The organism is Rhodococcus koreensis (genome assembly GCF_900105905.1).
GTDB lineage: Bacteria > Actinomycetota > Actinomycetes > Mycobacteriales > Mycobacteriaceae > Rhodococcus_F > Rhodococcus_F koreensis.
Genome location: NZ_FNSV01000005.1, coordinates 6,247,022 through 6,266,202 on the forward strand (window position 1 = coordinate 6,247,022; position 19,181 = coordinate 6,266,202).

Annotated in this window: 18 protein-coding genes; 10 read left to right on the top strand and 8 right to left on the bottom strand. The window is 64.1% G+C overall.

Features of this window, described 5'->3' with window-relative positions; genetic code table 11:
- Window positions 1-5: 5 nt before the first annotated feature.
- Entirely contained in the window at window positions 6-926 is a 921-nt protein-coding gene (locus tag BLV94_RS32975; RefSeq protein WP_072937126.1) for an LLM class flavin-dependent oxidoreductase, read from the bottom strand.
- Between the two features lie 994 nt (window positions 927-1,920).
- On the bottom strand, window positions 1,921-2,043 hold the full coding sequence (locus tag BLV94_RS51625) for a hypothetical protein (protein ID WP_009476095.1): 123 nt from the start codon (window positions 2,041-2,043) through the stop codon (window positions 1,921-1,923).
- A gap of 318 nt (window positions 2,044-2,361) precedes the next feature.
- On the opposite strand from BLV94_RS51625, the gene BLV94_RS32985 reads away from it, so the two are divergent.
- Window positions 2,362-2,739, top strand: coding sequence for a serine recombinase (locus BLV94_RS32985; RefSeq protein ID WP_072937127.1), 378 nt, complete (start codon window positions 2,362-2,364; stop codon window positions 2,737-2,739).
- 376 nt (window positions 2,740-3,115) lie between these two features.
- Here the strand turns inward: BLV94_RS32985 and BLV94_RS32990 are convergent, their stop codons facing one another.
- A complete protein-coding gene (locus BLV94_RS32990; protein WP_143051447.1) occupies window positions 3,116-3,439 on the bottom strand; it encodes a hypothetical protein in 324 nt (107 codons plus the stop codon).
- A gap of 30 nt (window positions 3,440-3,469) precedes the next feature.
- Here BLV94_RS32990 and BLV94_RS51630 point away from each other — a divergent pair, with 30 nt between their 5' ends.
- From BLV94_RS51630 to BLV94_RS33000, 3 genes are all read left to right on the top strand, one after another.
- Entirely contained in the window at window positions 3,470-3,598 is a 129-nt protein-coding gene (locus tag BLV94_RS51630; RefSeq protein ID WP_255314948.1) for a hypothetical protein, read from the top strand.
- An 815-nt stretch (window positions 3,599-4,413) separates the two neighbouring features.
- Complete coding sequence (locus BLV94_RS32995; RefSeq protein ID WP_072937129.1) at window positions 4,414-4,938, top strand: hypothetical protein; 525 nt, start codon at window positions 4,414-4,416, stop codon at window positions 4,936-4,938.
- Window positions 4,939-5,003: 65 nt separating this feature from the next.
- Window positions 5,004-5,552 (top strand): RES family NAD+ phosphorylase, encoded by a 549-nt coding sequence (locus BLV94_RS33000; RefSeq protein WP_241031343.1) that lies wholly within the window; start codon window positions 5,004-5,006, stop codon window positions 5,550-5,552.
- A gap of 216 nt (window positions 5,553-5,768) precedes the next feature.
- On the opposite strand, the gene BLV94_RS33005 is transcribed toward BLV94_RS33000, so the two are convergent.
- The 4 genes from BLV94_RS33005 to BLV94_RS33020 form a co-directional block, all read right to left on the bottom strand.
- The gene (locus BLV94_RS33005; protein WP_072937131.1) at window positions 5,769-7,751 is read right to left on the bottom strand and encodes an acetoacetate--CoA ligase; all 1,983 of its coding nucleotides are present in this window, start codon (window positions 7,749-7,751) and stop codon (window positions 5,769-5,771) included.
- 31 nt (window positions 7,752-7,782) lie between these two features.
- Complete coding sequence (locus BLV94_RS33010; RefSeq protein WP_072937132.1) at window positions 7,783-9,549, bottom strand: FAD-dependent oxidoreductase; 1,767 nt, start codon at window positions 9,547-9,549, stop codon at window positions 7,783-7,785.
- A complete protein-coding gene (locus BLV94_RS33015) occupies window positions 9,542-10,432 on the bottom strand; it encodes a fumarylacetoacetate hydrolase family protein (protein ID WP_072937133.1) in 891 nt (296 codons plus the stop codon). The genes BLV94_RS33010 and BLV94_RS33015 overlap by 8 nt, the downstream gene beginning before the upstream one ends.
- Window positions 10,433-10,496: 64 nt before the next feature.
- Window positions 10,497-11,069: a VOC family protein gene (locus BLV94_RS33020; protein ID WP_072937134.1), complete on the bottom strand. Its 573-nt coding sequence runs from the start codon at window positions 11,067-11,069 to the stop codon at window positions 10,497-10,499.
- Window positions 11,070-11,316: 247 nt separating this feature from the next.
- On the opposite strand from BLV94_RS33020, the gene BLV94_RS33025 reads away from it, so the two are divergent.
- From BLV94_RS33025 to BLV94_RS33040, 4 genes are all read left to right on the top strand, one after another.
- A complete protein-coding gene (locus BLV94_RS33025) occupies window positions 11,317-12,603 on the top strand; it encodes a PucR family transcriptional regulator (RefSeq protein ID WP_072937135.1) in 1,287 nt (428 codons plus the stop codon).
- 604 nt (window positions 12,604-13,207) lie between these two features.
- Window positions 13,208-14,833, top strand: a complete 1,626-nt coding sequence (locus BLV94_RS33030) for an FAD-dependent oxidoreductase (RefSeq protein ID WP_143051448.1) — start codon at window positions 13,208-13,210, stop codon at window positions 14,831-14,833.
- A 38-nt stretch (window positions 14,834-14,871) separates the two neighbouring features.
- A complete protein-coding gene (locus BLV94_RS33035) occupies window positions 14,872-15,249 on the top strand; it encodes a nuclear transport factor 2 family protein (RefSeq protein ID WP_072937137.1) in 378 nt (125 codons plus the stop codon).
- Between the two features lie 47 nt (window positions 15,250-15,296).
- Window positions 15,297-16,139, top strand: a complete 843-nt coding sequence (locus BLV94_RS33040; protein WP_072937138.1) for a mycofactocin-coupled SDR family oxidoreductase — start codon at window positions 15,297-15,299, stop codon at window positions 16,137-16,139.
- Between the two features lie 37 nt (window positions 16,140-16,176).
- Here BLV94_RS33040 and BLV94_RS52225 read toward each other — a convergent pair whose 3' ends face one another.
- Window positions 16,177-16,935 carry an IclR family transcriptional regulator gene (locus BLV94_RS52225; RefSeq protein WP_083395750.1) on the bottom strand — a complete coding sequence of 253 codons (759 nt, stop codon included), beginning with the start codon at window positions 16,933-16,935 and terminating at the stop codon, window positions 16,177-16,179.
- Window positions 16,936-17,008: 73 nt separating this feature from the next.
- On the opposite strand from BLV94_RS52225, the gene BLV94_RS33050 reads away from it, so the two are divergent.
- Together BLV94_RS33050 and BLV94_RS33055 are read left to right on the top strand one after the other, a co-directional pair.
- Window positions 17,009-18,232: a CaiB/BaiF CoA transferase family protein gene (locus tag BLV94_RS33050; protein ID WP_072937139.1), complete on the top strand. Its 1,224-nt coding sequence runs from the start codon at window positions 17,009-17,011 to the stop codon at window positions 18,230-18,232.
- A 20-nt stretch (window positions 18,233-18,252) separates the two neighbouring features.
- On the top strand, window positions 18,253-18,924 hold the full coding sequence (locus BLV94_RS33055; protein ID WP_072937140.1) for a response regulator transcription factor: 672 nt from the start codon (window positions 18,253-18,255) through the stop codon (window positions 18,922-18,924).
- Window positions 18,925-19,181: the final 257 nt, after the last annotated feature.

Below are 19,181 nucleotides of genomic sequence, written 5' to 3' on the forward strand. Positions count from 1 at the left end.
CACGGTCAGCGGTGATGGGTGAGCAGAAGTGTGCGGACTGACGCCGCGTGCTCGATGGCCGACTCCATCGACGTGGTTGCCGGCACCAGGGTGATGTTGTCTGCACCTGCTTCGACGAACGAGTTCAGCCACTCGGCGACCTGCTCGGGTGTTCCGGCGGGGGCCAGATGACGGAACTTGTCGCGCGGCAACTGATACAGCGCCTGCATCTTCTCGCCGACGAGCCGGTCCGCGACCGCGGCATCCTTGTCGAGCCCGCACCAGACGTTGACGCCGAACGAGTCGGGTGCCCGGTCTTCCTTCGCTGCCGCATCGAGAATGGCGGTACGGGTCTCGGCGAACCGGCGTGGAGTGCAGAAGATGCCGAGCCAGCCGTCGCCGTAGCGGGCGGTGCGGCGGATGGCGGATTCGCCGCGGCCACCGATCAGAATCGGCACCGCCGGCTGCGGCGCAGGCAGGATGCGTGCCCGGTCGAGGGTGAAGAACTCACCATGATGGGTCACTTCCTCGCCGGTGAGGACGGCGCGCAGCACCTCGAGCGTCTCGTCGAGGCGACGGCCGCGGGTGCTGGGGTCGACCCCGCTGTTCGAGATCTCGGAGCGGTCCTCACCGCCGACGCCGGCACCGAGGACCAGCCGTCCGGGTGCGATCTGCGACAGCGTCGCGATCTGGCGCGCGGCGAGCATCGGGTGCCGCAGTCCGAGCAGGTAGACGCCGATGATCACCGACAACGTGTCGTGGCTGGACAGGACGGACGTGGCCGAGACCATGCCGTCGAACCCGGTTCCGCCGTGGAAGCTGATGTGGTCGCCGACGGTGATGTGGTCGAGACCCGCCTCTGCCGCGGAATCGAGGAGCAGTCGCCGATCCGCGGGTTTCGGGACGAGGAGTGCGTCCGTGACCGACAATCCCACTCTGATCGACACCCTGATCTCCTTTCATGCGAATGGACTGACCATAAACTTATCGGCGGGGCGATGGCAAGGGGCGGGGCAGGCCCCACCACGTCTTCTGGCCGTTGATCACCCAGCCGTCAGCGGTTTGCTCGGCGCCGCAGTTCATCGCGGCGACATCTCGTGGTGTCGGCAACCGAACGAATGAGACTGGCGGGGTTCGGTTCGGCGTGCCCATATCATCGGTCCACGAGCATCGACCGGGCGCCGGCTTTGGCGGCCCAGAATTCTCGGCTGCCGCCGTCGCGGAGCGGGTCATTGTTCGGTCGATCAGGCTGCCGGCGCGGTCGGGGGTGAGTTCCTCGCAGGCCAGTACCAGTCCGTTGCCGGGTACTTCCCACAGCGACAGGTAGGTGGCCGGGGGCCGACGTACGGGCGTTGCGGGCTGTCAGGTGCGCGCTGTCCATCGGGTGCGAGGCCGAACGCTATCGGGGGACTGCTGCGATCGACGATGTGTCGGAACGCCGGCAACTGTGCGTGGGGCCCGTCGTCTCCTCGGCGACAGTGAAGTCGGGTCCGGCCGAGGGGGTGGCGATTCCAGGACGATTCATTTCTGTTCCATCAATTCTCGACGGGTCTGGAACTCCGGATGTCGTTGTGTGAGTGGCCTTGTCTTGCTCACCCTGAACTACTTCGGAAAACACGTCGTCCCGGCCACGGAGAGGCCGGGACGACGTGCCAGAGGCCGGAAGTTGGCCCCCCGAAAAGGTGGTCACACGCAGGGAAAACCGAAAACCTGCGGCGTGCTTCCATTGAACTCGTCAGGTCTTGTGAGACTTTTCGCTGCTGCAAAAAATGGAAGTGAGTGCAGTCGGCAATATTTCCACGTTCCGGGCCGTTCCTTTCCGAAGCCGTTACTTCTGATGTGGGCGCGGGTCAGGGGTGTTGGCCGTGTTCCCGCGGCAACATCATCAATCCTCAGGCAGCGAAGAAGATGGCGGGATGCGGTGTTGACGCCAGTGTCGCATCAGCTCTTCCGCTTTCGGATGAGTTGAGTGGACTCGAGGGCCTTCTCTCGCTTCTCCGCCCGGCGCTCCTTGAGGGCACGTGCGGACTGTTTCGAACTCTTGACGGCGGACTTGTCGGCCATTGTCGGTCCTTTCCGAATCGGCAACCGCGAACTGACCTCGACCATACCCAACAAAAGAAATAAGTCCAGTTCAGCGGCCGAAATGCGAGGCGGCTCGGTGATGCCGGGTCGTGACGAGGGGTCGGGTGGCGCCTCGGCGGGCGGTTCCCCGGTCCGAGGGGCGCTACGCCCCCTTTTGTCCGGTCCGGTCGTCGTGAAACACCAGTCGGGAGCTTCCGAGGTGCAAGGCGCGCAGGAAATTTCACGGAGCTTGCTTATTTCTCACCGATGGCTATGGTGCAGGGCAGCGTTAGTGGAATCTATTTGGAGGACTGAAATGTGAGTGCAGCTACCGATCGTCAGTGGGCGGTTCGCGACGCTGTTCTGCGTTGGCTTCTTGCGAAGACAACGGAGGGTTATCGCAGCCCGATTCTGGACGCGGATGCCATCGGAGCGGAGGTCGGGTGGGTGGCCTCGGCGCTCACCCATGACGAAGTGGTCGACGCCTCGATGTTTCTCTTCAAGGAGAACTTTGTGACAGGCGTCCCGGTAATGGGTATCGGGATTCCACGACCGATGCTGACTGTCGCCGGACGCCGGGTGGCCAAGGCAGGCAAATCGTTGAGGTCCAAGATCGACGCTCACGAAGCGAAGTTGCGCCAGCGTCTACCGGCCCCGCTCGCAGAGACATCCGCGACGACGGCGGCCGTGAAGTGAACGAGAGAATGGCTCGACCGGTCACTCGACGTTGAGTTCGTGAGCCTGGGGTTGAATTCGGAACCGTTGGAGTCTGCACCGTCGTCGGGCACACTGCGCCGACACCGACGAGGTCACCCAGTCCGGTGGCGTTCCCCGAGGTAGGTGTCCGCGTACGCGCACTCTGCGGCGCGAAGGTTCGACCACATCGGCGACGGCCGGCAGGCGACCAACAGCGAAAAAAACTGAACGATAGGAGAATTCGATGATTTCCTACTGGATGACAGGGTGCTCCGGAGGTCGTAGCGTGGGTGCTGGACGGATTGGTCGATGGCGGGCAGTGTGACTCACGGTTTCGCCGGCCCGTCGCCGTTCGCATGGCTCGTCGATGGGCACGTTATTTGCTGGTGAGGGTGTAGCGGTCGGCGATGACTTCGCGGTCTTCTCGTGGGGTGACTGCATGCCCGTCCGTGATCTGGCCGAGTGCACTCGGAGCCAACCAATTGATTTCTAGACGAAGGCAGGAATCGTCCATCATGAGTGTGACATCCGACCGCAGGAGATCGTCGACCCTCACCGGTGCCGGGTCGATCAGCACCGCGGAGATCAAGGCCCGACTCGCCGTGATGTTCGCTGACGACAACGCCGACACCCCTTTGCCCTCGCTGCCGACTGGGCGCGAACTGAGCTCTACCGCATCACGATCCGCACCGGCCGCCACACCTGGCCCATCCCGAGGAGGACCTGTCCCGTGAATCTCAATGTCGCTCTACTGCTCCTTGTCCTCGCCGGCGGAATCGGTGGCACCGCCGTCATCCAGGCCGCGTTGCGCCGTTCCGCCGACCGCGGTCGACATGCGGTGTTCCACGTCGACGGCTGATCAAACTCGGTCAAGCTCGCCGGGGGTCGAGAAGGGCAGAGGTGAGCGATCCTGCGATGGGGGTTGGGTCTGGTACGGGCGCTGCCGCGGATCCCGTGCCGGCCCACGAACCTATCGACCTGCGTGACAACGCCGGTCCCGGCGGCGGCTGCGACCGCGGCTCGAACGGGCACGGTCGGGATGAGGCCATGCGATTAGCTCGGAGGTCGCAAATGACGAATCCGATGCCGGGCAACTCGGACAGATCCGGTGCGACGGCCGTCACGGCAGAATCGAGTGCCTTCATGTTGTCGATCAACTCGGTATCGGGGGTGCAGATTCGTCTCGCTCGAGGACTGATCGAGGCGGCGTAGCCGGGTTTGGGATCAAGTTTGTGGTGTATGAGTCACGTTCGACTCGTGATGTTTCAAGCCGCGAGTGCGCGGTGGCGGTTGCTTCTAACCGGCAAGGTGAACCATCGACCCTCCAGCACGCGTCGTCAGGGGAAATCGGCGCGTTTGCCGTCTCTGATCGTCGACGCCACCGCTGCAATCGCGACGCCGGAACGAGCCCCGCAGAGTGTGGTGCCCGGAGCGCCCCGCCGGATGCGGCATCCGCAAGGAAACCTCGGTCACACGGAGGGACCGGCCGGGACCGGCTCCTCGACGAGGTCGAGGGGAACGCTCTGTCGAGGTCGACGATCGGCGGCGATGAGATCGACGTCCGCACTTGACCGTAGATCGGGGAGGTGCGATCGGGCCGACTCTCTGGTTGACGTGGTTGACGACATAAGGCAGCATTATGGTTGACAAGGTTGACGCGAAAGGGCGGGTGTGATGACGTCGCTGGTGGAGCAGGAGAAGCGATTGATGGAGGAGCTGTCGCAGCGTGTGCACCGCACGTTCGCTGCGGCCGCTGCGGCCGGTGTGCCCACCGACGCGTTCGCGGACGTGCAGGCGATCGCTGATGCGATGTCGGCTGCGCTTCCCACCCATCATGTCTATGACCAGGTCGTGGGCCCGTTTTACGATACGGCCGGGCTGACTCGCTGGTGGAATGTCAGTCGGCAGGCGGTGAGCAAGAGGGTCGCTACCAACGCGGTGATCGCCTGCCAACTCGAAGAGGGGCAGTGGGTCTATCCGGTGTGGCAGTTCACCAGCAGCGGCACCGTGGATCCGACGCTGGTGCAGGTGTGGCGTGTCCTGCGTGCGGGGGCGGACCCGTGGACGTGTGCGCTGTGGCTGCGGGCACCGCAGGATGCGTTCGGCGGTAAGACCGCGGCGGGCTGGTTGGCCGAGGGCGGCCGGGTCGACCCGGTCCTGGCGGCGGCCCGCGCGGACGTGCAGCGGTGGGAGGTGTGAACCGTGAGGACGTTGCTCTTCGGGCGCCCGGACCACGCACGCTCACGGGGTTTCCTGGTTGGCGGTTGACTGGGAGGCGGCAGGTCAAGCGTGGTCACCGGGTCTCGAATGGGCCGTGGTGGTTCTCCTCTTCGGGTGGCGGACGATTCGATCTGTCCGCACCGCGGGGCACGTGTTACGTCGCATTCGATGAGGCGACGGCCATCCGGGAGACGGTGGGGGAGGCGTTGGCATCGCTCGGGGTGATCGCCCACGACTTCGCGGCCGAGCGGGCACTGTCGACTCTCCGGGTACCGGGCACCCATGACCTCGCCGACACGTGCGCTGACGCGGCTGCCGCGTTCGGGCTCACCCGGGAGTTGTGTTCGATGACACCGTACGACGTTCCCCGGTCGTGGGCGGCAGCGTTCGATGTCGAGTTCGACGGCATCCGGTATCAGACGCGTTTCACCACGGGCCCGGCGGCGAATGCGGCCGCAGTGTTCGGTCCGGCCGGTGAGGTGTCCTGGCCTGTGGACCCGCGCCCGGAGTCTTTCATGGCGGCGGCGAGGCGTTGTGATATTGCGGTACAGCCGCTTCCGCGGTCGGTCCGGGTCCTCGATCCGCCAACCTGACGATCCAGGGCCGGCTCGGCAGGGCGATGTGTCGCGCGTCGAGTGCCGGACACAGCAGCCGTGCGTGGAAGCGCCGCGTCCGTGGCCCGTGCTGCGAGGGGGTCGCGGTCCCGTGATCGACTGACAGGGCGTTGTTCATTGTTTCTCTTTGGTTTACGACGAAGCTGCGGGGGTGCAACAGGGCAGTTCCGAGGGGACTATCGCTCCCTGAGCAAGTCAGCCACCCTCGCTGTTGCTGTGAAAGCGTTCGGCATAGTCGATGTACCAGTCGAGGGCGGCGGCGTCGGCGACGGTGGCGCGGTTGATCGCGGTCTCGGGAGCCACTCCCTGGATCAGCTTCTTGACGGGAATCTCGAGCCGCTTGCCGGTGCGGGTGGTGGGAACTGCAGGAACATCGATGATCTCGTCCGGAACGTGCCGGGGCGAGGTCTGACGGCGGATCGAGGTGCGAATCTTCTCCACGAGAGCCTCGTCGAGGTCAAATCCTTCGCGCAGCACCACGAACAGCGGCATGTGATAGCCCCCGTGGGGTAACTCGGCGCCGATCACCAGTGCCTCGGCGATCTCGGGAAGCGTTTCGACGGCTTGATAGATATCCGCCGACCCCATCCGGACACCGCCGCGGTTGATTGTCGAGTCCGACCGACCGTGGACCACGCAACCGCCGTCGGCTTCCATGCTGATCCAGTCGCCGTGCCGCCATACCCCGGGATAAACATCGAAATAGGCTTCCCGGTAGCGGTTTCCGTCGGGATCGTTCCAGAAGTAGATCGGCATCGACGGCATCGGTGCGGCGATCACCATTTCCCCGACCTCGCCGACGACCGCCTGACCGGCCTCGTTCCAGGCCTGCACATCGACCCCCAGGTAGGGGCCTTGGAGTTCCCCGACGCGAACAGGGGAGATCGGGTTGGCGCCGATGAATCCGGTGGCCACGTCGGTGCCGCCGCTGTCCGACCCCAGGTGCACGTCCGCGCTGACTGCGTCGTAGACCCACCGCCAGGTGGTGTCCGGTAGCGGCGAACCGGTCGACATGATCGACCGCAACCTCGACAGGTCGAAATCGGTACCGGGCTGGGTGCCGCCCTTTTCGCACAGCGTCAGGTAGGCCGCGCCGGTGCCGAATCTCGTTGCCCCGTAGCGGGCGCAGACCTCGAATTGGTGGTCTGGCCGGCCGTAGGTGGGGCTGCCGTCGTAGGTGATCACGGTGGCGCCGACCGCCAGGACGTCGACCAGCATGTTCCACACCACCCAGGCGGTGCTCGCGGCGATGAACACCCGATCGGCGGGGCCGAGGTCATAGTGCAGCGCGTTGGCCTTGAGGGATTCGAGCAGGATTCCGCCGTGCGAGTGGACGATGCCCTTGGGGAGGCCGGTGGTGCCGGAACTGTAGAGGATCCACAACGGGTGATCGAACGGCACCTGCTCGTACTGTGGTGCGGCGTCCCCGACGACGAGGTCGGCGTAATCGGCGACCTCGGGCGGGAGCCGCCCCTCGAGGCCGAGGTTGCGGACCATGATGGTGTGCCGCACGGTTGGGAGCTGTTCCAGCAGTGCGGAGAAGACGTCGCGGCGGTCGATGCGCTTGCCGTTGAATTGGTAGCCGTCCACCCCGATCAGCACGGTCGGCTCGATCTGCGCGAACCGGTCGACCAGCCCTTTGACGCCGAAATCCGGTGCGCAGCAGGACCACACCGCACCGATGCTGGCTGCGGCCAGCACCGCGACGACGGTGGGGGCGATGTTCGGTAAGACCGCGGCGACCCGGTCGCCGGAACGCACTCCGATCTCGCGGAAGTGCGCGGCGAGGTTGGCGACCTGCGCGACCAGCTCGGCCCGCGATAGTTCCCCGGTCGTGCCCGTCTCGTTTACCGAGATGATCGCCGGCCCGGGCTCGTCGACGTGACGGAGGAGGTTCTCCGCCCAGTTCAGCCGAGTGCCCGGGAACCACCGGGCACCGGGCATCCGCGGGTCGGCGAGCACCGTTTGCGGCGGCGCCGAGGCGATCACGTCGAAATACTCCCAGATCGAGAGCCAGAACTTGTCGAGGTCACTGATCGACCAGCACCAGAGCGAATCGAAATCGTCGGTGGGGACATTCTTCTCGGTAGCGAGCCAGCGTTGGTACCGGATGATGTTCGAGGCCGAGACCCGCCCGGGCGGCGGCGTCCACAGCACTTCACGTCCTGGCGTGGTCATAGTCGTGCGTCCTTTCCGGTGGGTCCCGCCGTCAGCGTGAGAGCACGGTGCCGAGTGCGCGGGTGAGCTCGTCGGCGGGGTCGGCGGCGGTGCCGGTGCTGCGCCAGGCGACGTGGTTGTCCGGACGGACCAGGATCGCCCCGGTGTCGTCGATCTGGCGGAGTTCGCTCCACCGGCCGGTGGGGTCGGTGTAGTCGGTGCCGTCGCCGATCTGCGCGACCTTGATCTGGACACCGAACTTGTCCATGGCGAGTCGGGCGGCGTCGGACCATGCGGCACCGTCCGTAGCAGTGATGAGCACGAAGTGAGCGTTGTTCCCGGTGAGGTCGTGGGTGGAGATCTGCCTGCCGTCGTGTTCGATCCACGCGTGGGGCAGTCGGTGCCCGGGACGGGTGGTGGGGTAGTACGTGTGCCCCATCGGGTCACGCGGCGGTGCCTCGGTGCCGTCCGGGACGAGTGCCCCTTCCGGGTAGGAGAAGCCGATCTCGAGATCGTGAGCCTGGAATTCGGTGCGCTGGGTACTGATCACCTCGGCTGCACGCGCACGGCGGGTTTCACCCATCGGGGTGTCGGAGAAAAAGTCCCGGAACACCTGGACCTGAGCCTCGACGGGCTGCCCGGGGATCAGGCCGAGACCCGCGTCGATGACCATGTGATTGAGGAAGGTGAACATGGCCCAGTCGACATTGCGCATCCCGACAAGGCGACGTTCGGGCTCGTAGGTGTCGAGCAGGGCAGGGGCGGCGTCCCCTTTCAGGACCGCAGCCAGCTTCCACGCCAGGTTGTGGGCGTCCTGGACGGCGGTGTTCAGACCCAGTCCCGTGGTCGGCGGGTGTCGGTGTGCGGCGTCGCCGGCGAGGAAGATGCGGCCCACCTGGTACTTGTCGGCGAGCACACCTTCGAGGATCCAGTGGCTGACCTTGTGGACCGTCATCTCCAGGTCGGGCAGCTTGAGTAGTTCGCGGATCCGGGGAACGATCGCGTCTTCGTCGAAGCGAGCGGGATCGTCGGGCCGGAAGGTGAAGTGGAGGACGAATTCTTCCGAATGTTTGCCCCAGGTCGGCCCCATCGCGGCCATGGCGCCGCTGCTCCAGGACCCGGCGCCCTCGGGGTTGAGGAGCCAGGTGATCAGGACGTCATCTTCCCACCACTGCGACAGGTCCGCGGTGAAATGGGTGCTGACCATGTCCAGGATGCCGCTCGGGCCCTCCATCGTGATTCCGAGTTCGGGGCCGACGGTCTTGCCGCCGTCCGCGGCAACCATGTACTGGGCGTGGACGGTGTAGGTCTCCTGCGTTTCCCGGTTCACGATGACCGCGTGCACACCGTCGTCGTCCTGCTCGAACGAGACCAGCTCACGACCGAAGTGAATCGAGCCCGGTGCCCGGTCCTCCGCATGCTGCCGGAGCAGCCGTTCGAGACGGATCTGGGGGTAGTTGCTGGACGGGCACGGGCTGTCGACTGCGTACGCACTCTCGAGCCGTCCGCCGCCGAACGACTCCAGCGTGAACAGGGTGCGGCCGTCGAGTTCGCCGTCACCCCCGAGAGAGGTCACCCATCGGGTCTTGCCCATCTTCCTCGGCGGGGTGCCCACTTCGTAGATCGAGTCCGCGACGCCGACCTGGCGCAGCACCTCCATCGTGCGCTGGTTGAGGTAGTGGGCCTTCGGCAGGTGGGAGGTGCCGGTGTGCCGCTCGACGAGATGGTGATCGATGCCGTGCTCGGAGAGGAGGATCGAGGTGGTCAATCCGCACCCGCCTCCACCCACGACGAGTACCGGGACGGTGATGTCAGACATTGTGCGTGCTCCTGGAAAGAGTGGTGAGGGGGTGCGGACGGTCGGTGGCGGCGAAGCGATGCCGCATCTCGCCGATGCCTTCGGCGCGGCTGACGAGTTCGTCGTCGACACCGATGAGCCGTTTCGGGTCGCGGGTGAAGCCGATCCCCGAGGGGGTGCCGGTGAAGATGAGGTCGCCGGGGCACAGCGGCAGAATCGAGGACAGGTAGGACACGAGAACCGGGATCGGGAAGATCAGGTGCCGGGTCCGCGACTTCTGCATGAGCTCGCCGGAGAGGACCGTGCTGATCTCGATGTCGTCGGGGTCGCCGAATTCGTCGGGCGTCACGAGCAGCGGTCCGATCGGGGCGAATCCGGCGAACGACTTGCCGAGGTTGAACTGCTGTGGCGGGGGACCGGACAGCTGCAGGTCCCGCTCGGAGAGGTCCTGGCCGAGGGTCAGCCCGGCCACGTGGTCCCAGCCCTGGGAGGCGGGCACGTTTCGGGCTTCCTTGCCGATGACCGCCACGAGTTCGACCTCGAAATCCACCGAGCCACCGGGGTGTTCGATGGTGTCGTACGGCCCGGCGATCGACGCGGGGAACTTGGTGAACACGAACGGGGCGTCGGGCAGTGTGAGCCCGGATTCCTCGACGTGATCGGCGTAGTTGACGCCGACGGCAAAGATCTGGCCGGGCCGGGGAACCGGAGCGCCCAGCTTCGACTCGTCCACCGGTACCCCGTCCGCCAGGTCCGCGGTGCGTGACCAGGCGGTGAACTCGTCCCACCGGTCGAAAATCTGCTGGGGTTCGGCGGAAAAGCGGCCCCCGCTGGCCGTCTCGACGTCGACGGCAACGCCGTCCGCCACGACCTGGAGCCGGCCGGCTTGGTTTGCTACACGCATGAAGATTGTCCTTCGGTGAAAGAGAATTGCCGCTGTGCCGAGCCGAGCGTGAGCTCGAGTGGGGTCAGCTGGTCAACGCCGCCATCGGGTCGGGCAGGTCGGGGCTGGTCTGCAGGGCCCAGGAGTGGGTGGTGATCTGCGAGATCGGGGTGCCGTTCACGAGTGCTTCCCGCATCAACTCCGGTACGAACGACACTCCGACCGGGTTGTTGCCGTACTCCGGGCCGTTCATGTAGGCCGTTGCCTCGTCCGGGGTGGTGAAGTTGTCGATCTGGAGTTCCACGAAGTTGCCGTCCGGATCCTGGTAGTACAGCGACGTCGTCACCCCGTGCTGGATCGGCACTTTCGGCTCGATCCCCCGCTCCTTCAGGGAGTCGTAGCGATCGAGCAGATCATCGAGAGTGTCGAACGTGTAGGCGGTGTGATGCATACCCGACGCGCCCGGGTTCCTCGGTTCGAGCTGCACCGGTGCGCCCAGCAGCGCGACCCGGTGGTGTTCCTCGTCGAAGGTGATGAAGCACAAACCGTGCCCTTCGTAGACCACGTGCGCGTCCAGCACGGTGCAGTACCAGTCGCGCATCTCCTCGAACCGGCTGGTCTGCAGCACGACGTGCGCGAACTTGGGGGTGGCGGTCATCGTTGACTCCTTTGTGTCCACGGGTCACTCATGGGTGGTGTAATGCGAAACATGTGTTGACGACACCGGGTGAACGCCATGTCCGAGAGACCCGGTGCTGTGGTGCCCGTCACTGATCGATGACACAATTTCATTCAATTTCAGCGCGTGTTGCTACTGGCTGAGGACCAGGAACACTCGAGGAATTTGGGTTCGAGCCCAATTCGGGCGGATCGTAGTGGTCGGGGGCAGAGTGGAAGGATGTCGAGTGCCGCACTGGACTCACGAACTCGCGGGCACCCGCGCCCGGCAATCCGAACGCGAATGGCTCAGTCCCGACGCGGATCGCATCCGCTCCACCTTGGGCGACGGCGCTGTGACCTGGGCTGTCGAGGTAGGCGAGGATATCGCGACCAGGATCTCGCGGGAAATGCCGATCCTTCGGGAAGGAGCCTCACAGCCCAGTGCCGTGCGCAGGGCGACGACGTCGACAGCACTACGGGCCCTGACATTGGTCGCCGGCCTCGGTGAACCCGATACCTCCCTGGCGAGTGCCGAGGTCGAGGAGGTTGCGGTGGACTTCGCCCGCCGAGGCCTGGAACTCAATGATCTTCTCGGCTCGATCCGAGTCGGGTACGCCGTTCTCGCAGCCGCCATCCTCGATGCGGCCCTCCGGTTGATCCCGCCGGCGGAGAGCAGCGCTGAGTTGCGGCGGGTCTCGGTGCTGCTCTTCGAGGTCTTGGACCAGTTCACCGGAGTCGCTGCCACTACCTTTCTCGAGGAGCGGAGCGCCTGGGCGGCCGGGGTCTCTGCCGCTCGACTCGATTTCGTCAAGAAGATCGTCGAGGCCGAACCCGTCGACCCTTCTCGCGCAGACGAGGTGCTGGGATACCCGCTCGGCGGACACCATCTGGCGATCATCGCGTGGAGCGGGCCGCACGCGGGTCACGATCTGCGAAGCATCGTCGACCCTGTGTTGCGGCACTGGGGAATTCCTACAGCAACGCTGGTGATTCCCGTGGGACTTCAGACGATATGGGCGTGGGGTGCGGTCTCCCCGGATCAAGGGCATGTCCTCCGAGAGCCTTTGCCGGAATTCGGTGACATCTCCGTCGTCGTCGGCCAACTGGGATCCGGAGTGGATGGCTTTCGGCGCAGTCACATGGAGGCCAGGGCAGTGGAGCGGATAGTGCGTCTTCGCGCCGATCAGCCGCGCACCACGTGCACGCACGAAGATTTCGCCCTCGAAGTGCTTCTCCTCGCCGAACCAGATGCCGCCGCCGGATTCGCCAGTCGCCTGCTCGGCCCCCTCGCCGACGACGACGCCCGGACTGCCGATCTGCGATCGACCCTCATTCGCTATCTCGACATGGATCACAGTCTGGCCAAAGTCGCTGCTGCCGAACATATTTCCAAGAACACGGTCACGTATCGAGTCCATAAGGCATTGAGCCTGTGTGAGCATCCACCTGGAGCCTCGACCACCAACCTGCGGGCCGCACTCAGGGTCCACGAATGGCTCCGAGGTGGCACCACGTCCCGGCCCGACGCCTGAACCAGCGGTCGAGGCGATGTGATGTTTCTGCTCTGCATTGGTCTCTAGCCCAATGTGGGGCGATAACCCTGGGCTCTATCCCAGTGCGAACCCCACAACTCGTGGGCTGTAATTGTGGCACACGCCACACAAGTGGTCGGGCGAAACCTGAACGGTTGACATATCGGTGCCCGGATTCCTCTCGACGAGGTTCGGCAATTCTTGCGCGTGGCGGAAGGAGGATCTGCAATGCTCACTTACCACCACCATCTCGTCGGCGCGCACTCGGCGCTCGCATCCGCACGGCCCAACCACTCGAAGAAAATGACGTTCGGAATCGCCATCATTTCGATGACATCACACTCTTCTATTACCTTGTCGAGTAACTGAATTCGGCTACATGCCTTTCTGGCAGGACTCCGTCAAGGCTTGGTTGGGTTGGCTAGCAGGGATTCGTAGATAAAGACGATGAAGGGGAGGGTGCCCGCTCAGGCGGAGTTTCGATTACGGGTCTTCAGAGTGGTCGGCACGAAGTGACATCAAATTATTCCTTGCCGGCCACTTGGCGGAGGCGCCGAGGCTTCGAGGAATTGAGTACTGACTACACAGGAACCATGAAACGCATTTGACCAAGTGTTTCGATACGGAGAAACGTGCAATGACTGATGTGTCATGGGATCGGACCGTCGATGTCCTCATCGCGGGTAGCGGTATTGGTGGGCTCGGCTCTGCTGTGATTGCGGCCGCGGCCGGGGCTACAGTCGAGGTGGTCGAGAAGGCGGAAAAGATTGGTGGTACCACCGCCAAATCCGCTGCTTACATGTGGATTCCGAACAATAGGTACCTTCGGGCCAGCGGGCGGACCGACCCCCGCGAAGACGCACTTCGTTACATGGCGAGATTGAGTCGCCCGCGACTGTACGACGCAGATCATGAAACTCTAGGACTGCCCGAATGGGAGTACCGCGGTATCGCCGCGTTCTACGACCATGCCTCCGAGGCGGCTGACGAGTACGAGAGGTTGGGGGTCCTCGAATTCGGGCATGCGGCCGATTTTCCGGACTATTACGCACACCTACCTGAAGACGCGGCGCCCACGGGCCGGATTCTCTTCCCTGCGGAGAGTGAGGGCGGTCCTAGTGGTGGGGAAATTCTGATCGGCCGTCTTGCAGCGCACTGTGAGCGGTCCGGAGTCCCGATCACCACAGGTGCCCGGATCACGAGCCTGATTCAGGACGACCTCGGAGCGGTGATCGGCGCGGTCGTCGACGTGGGGATCGAAACGGTTCGAATCAAGACACGCCGCGGCGTCGTTCTCGCAACGGGTGGATTCACGCAGGACCCGGTCCGCAGACTCCGCTATCTCGATCATTCGTACGTCGGCGGCTGCGCCGCTCGTACCAATACGGGAGACATCCTCGACATCGTCCGTGAGGTCGGCGCTGACTTCGCGAACATGAACATCGGAATGCGAGCGCCGATGGTGCTCGAACGCCTCTTGACTGATCCGGCGGCGGTACGGGGCTCTTTCATGATTCCAGGCGACTCTATGCTGATAGTCAATCGATTCGGTAAACGGGTGATCAGTGAGAAGACGCCATATCACGACTTCGCGCGAGCTTTCTTCGAGTGGGATAGCGGTATCGCGGCCTACCCGAACAACCCGCTGATCATGTTGTGGGACGACGCAGCTCAGCGGTTCGGCGGCGACGGGTTCGGCAATCCAATTCCCGCCGAGGGTGAGGACCCGTACTGGGTTGTTACTGCCGATTCGTTCACCGATCTCGAGAAGGGCATCGGCGAGCGCCTCGAGCGGCTGCGCGCGATGACGGGCCGGGTGGAGTTGGCCGCCGAGTTCTCGGGCACACTTGCCGCGACCGTCGAGCGCTACAACACCATGGCACGCCGCGGCGTGGATGACGACTTCGGGCGCGGCTCGACACCGATCGAGCAGGCACTCAGCGCCTTCTTCGGGGTCGGTGAGGGACCCAATCCCATGATGGCGCCGCTCTCCGCAGACGGCCCCTATCACGCGACAGTGCTCGGTCCCGCGCTGATCGACACGGCTGGTGGCCCCCGGGTCGACCACAACAATCAGGTGGTTCGTCCCGACGATCAGCCGATCCCGGGTCTCTACGCCGTCGGCAACTGCGCCGCAACGCCGTCCGGCGAGGCGTATTGGGCCGGTGGTCACACGATCGGCTTCATTCAATGCGCCGCATATGTAGCGGCCAAGCACATCACCAGCTGACGCAAATTCGAACGAACATCGACAAAGAAGGATCGACAATGACTCAGACGGTTTTCGACTACTCGGCCGCGGCCACCGATTTCTACCGCGAACTCGACTCCAACGAACCTGACGTGTTCGAACGCAGGTTGACCATCGACGCGGTGTTCGCGTTCAACGATTACGACCCCGTACCCGGACGGGATGCCATTGCGGCCTTCGTCGGCGACTGGAAGGCGAACTTTGCATCGCTGACCCACGAAATCATTCGCGTGACAGCCGATCCAGTGCAGTGCGCGGTGGGGGTCGAGTTGACAGTCGCATATCAGTTCCCGGACGGACGAGTCGAGAAGATCAAGGGTTGCTCGTTCCTCGACTTCGCCGGAGATCGAATCAGCGGTTACCGCGTGTACGTCGACACCAGCCGCTTGGCCTGAACCCTCCGGCCGAAACAGATCCTTCCATACGACCACAGGAGCGCAACATGGGAAAGTTTGACGGAAAAGTAGCCCTCATCACGGGTGCCGCACGCGACCAGGGGCGCAGTCATGCAACCCGGCTCGCGGAGGAAGGCGCCGACATCATTGCGATCGACATCTGCGACCAGATCGCAACTGCCGACCACACCATGGGGACTGAAGAAGACCTTCGCCGAACAGTTGAACTGGTCGAGAAGTTCGACCGTCGCATTGTGACCGCGAAAGCGGATGTGCGAGACCGAGCTGCGCTCGAGGAGGCGGTATCGGCCGGCGTAAGCGAGTTGGGCCGCCTCGACATCGTGTCAGTCAACGCCGGAATCGCCTCGACATCCCAGGTTCTCGATCTGAGCGAACAAACCTGGCAGGACGTCATCGACGTCAATCTCACCGGAGCGTGGCATACCGCAATGGCCACCGCCCCGCACATCATCGCCGGCGGCCGCGGAGGTTCGATCACTTTCACCAGCTCGGCGATGGGCGTGACTGCGGTGCAGAATCTCGGTCACTACACCTCCGCGAAGCATGGCGTGCTGGGCCTGATGAAAACACTTGCGCTCGAACTTGGTCCGCAGTTCATCCGCGTGAATGCCATCCTCCCGACGAACGTCGACACGGACATGATCCAGAACGAGACGATCCTCAAGTTGTTCATGCCTCATCTCGAGAATCCGACCCGCGCGGACGCGGAACTGCCGGACTCGAACTACGCGCTGGCGAACATTCTTCCGATTCCATGGGTGGATCCGGTCGACATCAGCAACGCGCTGGTCTTCCTCTCTTCCGACGACGCCCGGTTCATCACTGGCGTCTCGTTGCCGGTAGATGCGGGATTCCTGTTGAAGAAATAGGACGGGCGTGAAGTCGCGGGCGTCAGGTCTGTGGCCGTCATTTCGGCGTCGTCGGGGCATCGGATCTCCCGGCGAGCAGTTCTTGCATCTGATGGCCGATGTCGGAAAGCCGCTCTCTGAGCTCTCCTCGCGCAACGGCGCACACGGCGCCGATCAATGCGCCATCCGGGCGACGAAGAGCCGTGGCCACGGAATAGACATCCGGGATAGTCAGTCCGAGGTTGTAGGCCAGCCCGGTGGCTCTGATGTCGGGCAACTCGGCCAGGAAGCGGTCCACCTCTACTTGCTCGCTCGAGGTGGCCGAATGCAGCAGTGCATCCATGTCGACTCCGGGAAGGCAGGCCAAGATTGCTTTCCCGGAGGCGGTCCCGTAGAGCGAGCGTCGGTTGTGGTTGCGAGCGGCGAATTCGAGCGCTGGTTCCTCACCGATCTGATCGATGTATACCAGCGACATGCCGACCTGAATCCCGATGAGCACGCTGCAGCCGACGGCGTCGTGGATGCGGGGGAGGAGATCGCGGTCGATCTCTTGGGCTGCAAGGCGATTCCCGCTGAGTGTGAGTACGAACGGTGCGGGACCGAGGCTGAGGCGGTGGTCCCGCTCGACGAGGTATCCCGTTGCGAGCAGTCCGTTCACAAGCTCGTGAACCGAGCTCTTGGGCGCGCCGAGGCGGTCCGCGAGCGCGGCAAGAGTCAGTCCCTGGGGGACCGGCGCGACGGCGTCGAGGATGGCGGCGAGTCGGTCGACTGTTCGGTGATGGCGCGGTGGCACAGCGTCGAGTGTAACGAGGGGCATTGACGGTGTTTCCCCGACTCCCTATCGTATCCGTAAGTACGGATTGGTATCCGTATATATGGACGGAGTGTGAATGAACGAAACCCAACTCGAGCCCAGCCGCAGCCCACAGGAGAGCGCCCTCACAGGCGTCGTGGTCTTGGATCTTGGCCAGGTGTACGCGGGCCCGTACTGCACCCACCTGCTGCGGGCACTCGGTGCCACCGTGATCAAGATCGAGCCGTTCGGTGGTGAGCCGATTCGCTGGCGCTCCTCGGGTGCAACATCGGGTCAGGCGTTTCTCATGCTCAACGCCGGCAAGCACGGCGTACGCCTCGATCTCAAGAAGCCGCAGGGCAACAAACTGTTCCTCGACCTGGTGCAACAGGCAGATGTCGTGGTCGAGAACTTCGCTCCCGGAGTGATGGACCGCCTGGGCATCGGATGGGACGTGCTGCACGCGGTGAAGCCGGCTGTCGTCCTCGCGTCGGGCCGCGCCTACGGCAATCATCCTGCGGCCGAGGGTATGCGAGGCATGGACGTGACCGTGCAGGCGATGTCCGGCGTGGTCACGACGACCGGATTCCCGGACGACGCACCGGTCAAGGCCGGACCTGCGGTTGTCGACTTCGCTGCAGGTAGCCACCTCACCTCTGCCGTTCTCGCAGCACTGCTCCAGCGCGAGCGAACTGGTGTAGGTCAGCACGTCGAAGTGGCGATGCAGGACGCCATCGTGCCGACCTTGACCTCCAACATCGCAGGGTTGCTCGAAGCAGATGGCGACTTCCCGGAACGTACCGGGAATCGACATGGTGGCCTTGCGGTGTGTCCGTACAACATCTATCCGGTCACAGATGGATGGCTGGCGATATTGTGCCTGCGCCCGAAACACTGGACGGACCTGTGCCGGGTCATGGGACGAGAGGATCTCGCCGACGACCCCGCCCTCGCAACCCCGGCCGGCCGAGTCTTGAAGATGGACGACGTCGACGCTGCAGTCACCGCCTGGACCGCAGGACTGAGCAAGGACCAGGCGTTCCGATTGCTGCAGGAAGCCGATGTTCCGGCCGCGCCGGTGCGATCGCTCGCCGAGGTGATCCACGACCCTGTTCTGCGTGACCGCGGAATGATCACCGAGATCGGCGAAGGCGACAGGGCCTGCACTGTGCTTGGCAGCCCGCTGCAGATGGGCAACTCTCCAACGCTGCCGGCCACACCGGCGCCGCTTCTCGGAGAGAACACCGACGACGTACTCCGGGCATTACTCGACCTCTCACCCAGCGAGATCGAGCGGCTTCGCGAAGACAACGTCATCTGAACTCACGGAAGGCGAAGCCAATGGTGAAGGCATGCATAGTCGATGATCACGAGGTCGTGCGGGAAGGACTACGGGCGATGCTCGGCGCACTCACCGACCCGTCGGTCGATGTCATCGCCGAAGTAGCCTCGGGTGCAGAGGCGTTGACTGTCCAAACGCACCAACGTCCCGACCTCTTCCTGGTCGACTACCGTCTGCCCGACACGACGGGTGATCGGTTGTGTCAGGCTTTGACGGAGGCGAGACCGGGAACGTCGGTGGTGGTGGTGAGCACCTCGAGCGCGGAGGACGTGATCAACCGGTGTTTGCGTGCGGGAGCCGCTGCATATGTGACGAAAGGATCCGGGCTCCAGGAGCTTCGGGCTGTACTCGGTTCTGTACTGGACGGGCAGGTGGGAGTCGTCTGTCGTGATTCGTTGCAGGGCAGTGCAGAACGTCCGTTCGCCGGCCCGGGAGGGAAGGGGTTGACCCAGCACCAAGTGCGGGTCCTCGAACTGGTCGCGGAAGGCTTGACGTACGGTCAGATTGCACGTCGACTGCACATCTCCGAGTCGACTGTTCGTTTCCATGTCAACGGGATCAAGGAGAGGGTGGGAGTACGGACAACGCCTGAACTCATCGTCACGGCGCTGAGGGAAGGGTTCATCGATCCCGAGGTGGCGAGCGTGCAGGAAGCTCCATGTCCCCGGTGATCCCCGGTGCTGTCGACACAACGAACAGCACTCGGCCTCGACGGTTCGTGGAAACAGTGCGAGGGATACTCGAGGCCGATGCGGTAACGCTGTCGAACCCGCTCGGGATCGTGGCATCCTGCGGTACGCCCACGGTGGCGGCCCCCCCTACACCAGCTGATACCTCACTGCTTCGTGCGGAGGTTCCGCTGCAGCACAACAGATCACGCGACATCACGACCGCCACTGTATCGAGCGGGGAGGGTGACGGACTCATT

What these genes read in the sequence shown, in the direction of transcription:
- BLV94_RS33040 (WP_072937138.1), top strand. Translation starts at nt 15,297, where the DNA reads ATGGGAAAGTTTGACGGAAAAGTAGCCCTCATCACGGGTGCCGCACGC.
- BLV94_RS33005 (WP_072937131.1), bottom strand. Translation starts at nt 7,751, where the DNA reads ATGACCACGCCAGGACGTGAAGTGCTGTGGACGCCGCCGCCCGGGCGG.
- BLV94_RS33035 (WP_072937137.1), top strand. Translation starts at nt 14,872, where the DNA reads ATGACTCAGACGGTTTTCGACTACTCGGCCGCGGCCACCGATTTCTAC.
- BLV94_RS33010 (WP_072937132.1), bottom strand. Translation starts at nt 9,549, where the DNA reads ATGTCTGACATCACCGTCCCGGTACTCGTCGTGGGTGGAGGCGGGTGC.
- BLV94_RS32995 (WP_072937129.1), top strand. Translation starts at nt 4,414, where the DNA reads ATGACGTCGCTGGTGGAGCAGGAGAAGCGATTGATGGAGGAGCTGTCG.
- BLV94_RS52225 (WP_083395750.1), bottom strand. Translation starts at nt 16,935, where the DNA reads ATGCCCCTCGTTACACTCGACGCTGTGCCACCGCGCCATCACCGAACA.
- BLV94_RS33020 (WP_072937134.1), bottom strand. Translation starts at nt 11,069, where the DNA reads ATGACCGCCACCCCCAAGTTCGCGCACGTCGTGCTGCAGACCAGCCGG.
- BLV94_RS33050 (WP_072937139.1), top strand. Translation starts at nt 17,009, where the DNA reads ATGAACGAAACCCAACTCGAGCCCAGCCGCAGCCCACAGGAGAGCGCC.
- BLV94_RS33055 (WP_072937140.1), top strand. Translation starts at nt 18,253, where the DNA reads ATGGTGAAGGCATGCATAGTCGATGATCACGAGGTCGTGCGGGAAGGA.
- BLV94_RS33015 (WP_072937133.1), bottom strand. Translation starts at nt 10,432, where the DNA reads ATGCGTGTAGCAAACCAAGCCGGCCGGCTCCAGGTCGTGGCGGACGGC.
- BLV94_RS51625 (WP_009476095.1), bottom strand. Translation starts at nt 2,043, where the DNA reads ATGGCCGACAAGTCCGCCGTCAAGAGTTCGAAACAGTCCGCACGTGCC.